2 protein-coding genes are annotated in these 2,762 nt (G+C 40.6%); one reads left to right on the forward strand and one right to left on the reverse strand.

What is annotated here, in order from left to right:
• Positions 1-59: 59 nt before the first annotated feature.
• A complete protein-coding gene (locus tag BUB73_RS16455; RefSeq protein ID WP_139259280.1) occupies positions 60-2,174 on the reverse strand; it encodes a hypothetical protein in 2,115 nt (704 codons plus the stop codon).
• 154 nt (positions 2,175-2,328) lie between these two features.
• On the opposite strand from BUB73_RS16455, the gene BUB73_RS16460 reads away from it, so the two are divergent.
• Positions 2,329-2,762, forward strand: a 434-nt coding sequence (locus BUB73_RS16460) for an FISUMP domain-containing protein (protein ID WP_305774423.1), incomplete at its 3' end; no start/stop codon positions are given.

Genomic DNA, 2,762 nt, shown 5'->3' on the forward strand with positions numbered 1-2,762 from the left:
TTTTTCTTCTGTTTTTTTTGGCGATTAAATTTTAGAAAATAGCCCATTTTTTGTTTAATTTAGGCGAATGTCAACAAAAAAGGGTGGCGAAGCCACCCACACATGTTGATGAAGAGCCAAGAATTTCGGCTTATTTCAGAAAATTCCGATGCCGGGAACAGGTAATCATAAGAAGATCCATCCTTCGAAATGTCTAAGTAATTATTAACATCACCAAAAGTTTTATACAAAGCAAGAGGGACAATAGAATCGGCAGAGCCACTGCTTTTGCGAACCGTTTGCAAAGAAACAATGGGCGTTCCAAACAGCATACTTTCCATATCAGAAGATTCTATATCTTTTGACGTTCCATTATGATCACGCCAGGAGCTATATTTATTTTTTCGGTTTATAGACTGTTCTACGGCAATATACTTGGCATTTTTTAACGAACCAATCATCTTCATAGCATTCTCAATATCCGAGGAAACCTTCGCTATAAGAGCTACATTCGCCATAAACTGTCCGGCACGGCAGGCCTTTCCCGCTCCAGGATTAGCCGTTTCTGCAATTACACAAGCAATTTTCAAGCCATCGTCAATATTTCCCCTAAGTTCTTCTAACCTACCGACTTCCGAAACACGGTCCATATAACTGTTTAAATCCGTGAATTTGCTTTTATTGGATTGAACAAAATCACTCAGGGAATATCCTATACGCGATACACTAGATTCCTTAAAAGCCTGAACATTTTTTCCAATAGCACTTATGGCAGAGACATCAAATGTCCCTTCTTCGAAAAAATTTATTGCATAATTGGAAAGATTATTTGAAACAACCTCCATGCCCTTCTTCATATCTTCTTTTACAGACTTAAGTTTGTCATTAAGTTCCGCTATTTTTTCCGAATATTCATCAATAAAGGTAGAGAACAGCTCTGACTTGTATTTTTCGGGCAAATATTTATTAGCAATGCTAATAACCTTCATTACAGAACTTGACAAGTTTTCTTTATTGAACTTCAACTTACTCAAGGTTGAAACATCCTGAATACATTCCGCTATTTCACCAGCAGGTACTTTATACTTGTTTGCTATATCACTCGCAGTCTGCAATGCACTTGCAGCAAGGTCACTTTTCATGGCTTCGGAGATTATATTTTCAATTTCTGCTTTAGCCTCGTCCTTAATATTGTCCACCTTAGCAGCCACAGCTTCCGTCAAGACTTTCTGTATTTTCTCTTTGCTTACGTGATTCTTTGCCTGATCAGCAAAATCCGCTAAAGCACGTCGTCCATTTCCAATTGTAGGAAGGCCATAGGAATAAATATTGTTATATGCGGGGTGATCAAAAACATTCATTTTAGAATAGGAATTCAATAACTGAGTACTGCCAACATAATTTTTCAACTCAAGTCTCTTTTCCTGAGCCTTCTGTTTCACCTCATTATAGGCATCATCATTCAGGTCCAAATCCTGAGCCAAATAAAGCATGGACTTGTAGGTTTTGTCGGCATCTTCAAAATAACTTGAAAAGTTTTTCTTTATATCACCTGCATTCTGGGCCATTCCAAGAACAGCTTCCTTTAAAAGCGACATCATCAAATTTTCTAGAGCATCACTGCCGCCAACCAGATACACAGCCAACGCAAGCGGAATAACATCACTATAATCGGATACAGACTTTGCCTTATTCAAGACACTAGAGCCATTCAATAAAGTTTGGTCCGCAAACCCGGACCCCTCATGTGGAGTATTGAAGAACAATACGTTATCGATTTCTCCTTGATATTCCTTACTTTGGATATACTCGCGTGCAGCAAGACCCGCAACACCTTCGGCAATGATTACAAATTTATTGGGAACTTTCTTAGAAGCTGAATTTTTCCCATTCTGGGACCACTGATTCAGGGCCTTACTAAAAACAGAATTTGCCCCCTTAAAAAGCACATCTACCGCTTCGGAAGGGTCCAAGGAACCATCATAAGAATGGCAATAAATAGAACCAGACTCCCCATAGAAGGCGAAATCCTTCAGGAAGCTGGTCATTTGCATATTCTTCCAAGAAACAGAAGAAGTGGAATCACACAGGCCTGAAGCATCCAACAAAATAGCCAAAGTGGATTGAGATGGATTGACTACGGCACCTAAGGCAAACGCCGCAAAGAACAACAGGAGGGATATTACTTTGTTCATTTTTTCTCCGAGAAAAACACCCATTAAAATTTAGAACTTGCTTACCTTACGTTTTTTGTGTTTTTTTCTTACATTTTCACGAATGATTCCGAAAGCACCCGTTTTTTCACTTTATCTGCAAAAATTCTATTCTGCATTACCTATATTTGTTCACATGAAAACAAAGTTTATTCTTTTTACCGCTTTTGTTTCCTTGCTTTGCGCGTGTTCCGAAGATAGCCCTTCGGAGCCAAAGTACGTATTCGACGCAAACGTCGTCTGCCCCGCCGAAGGGACGAACGCATACGGCGAGCCGAACCGAGGTTCATTCACTGATGAACGTGACGGACAGGTGTACAAGTACACCACCATCGGCAACCAGGTGTGGATGGCCGAGAACCTTAATTTTGACAATGGTTCTCCCTGCGCCAAGGAATCCTGTTCAGAAAAAGGTCGAGAATACACCCCGATGGACGCGCAAAACGCATGCCCGAATGGCTGGCATTTGCCTACAGAAATAGAGTGGAACATACTTTTTGATAATGTTGGTGGAATAGATATCGCAGCAGCCCGCCTAAAGGCAACCGAGGGGTGGACACCCTTGAACCC

The organism is Fibrobacter sp. UWH6 (assembly GCF_900142465.1).
Taxonomy (GTDB): Bacteria; Fibrobacterota; Fibrobacteria; order Fibrobacterales; family Fibrobacteraceae; genus Fibrobacter.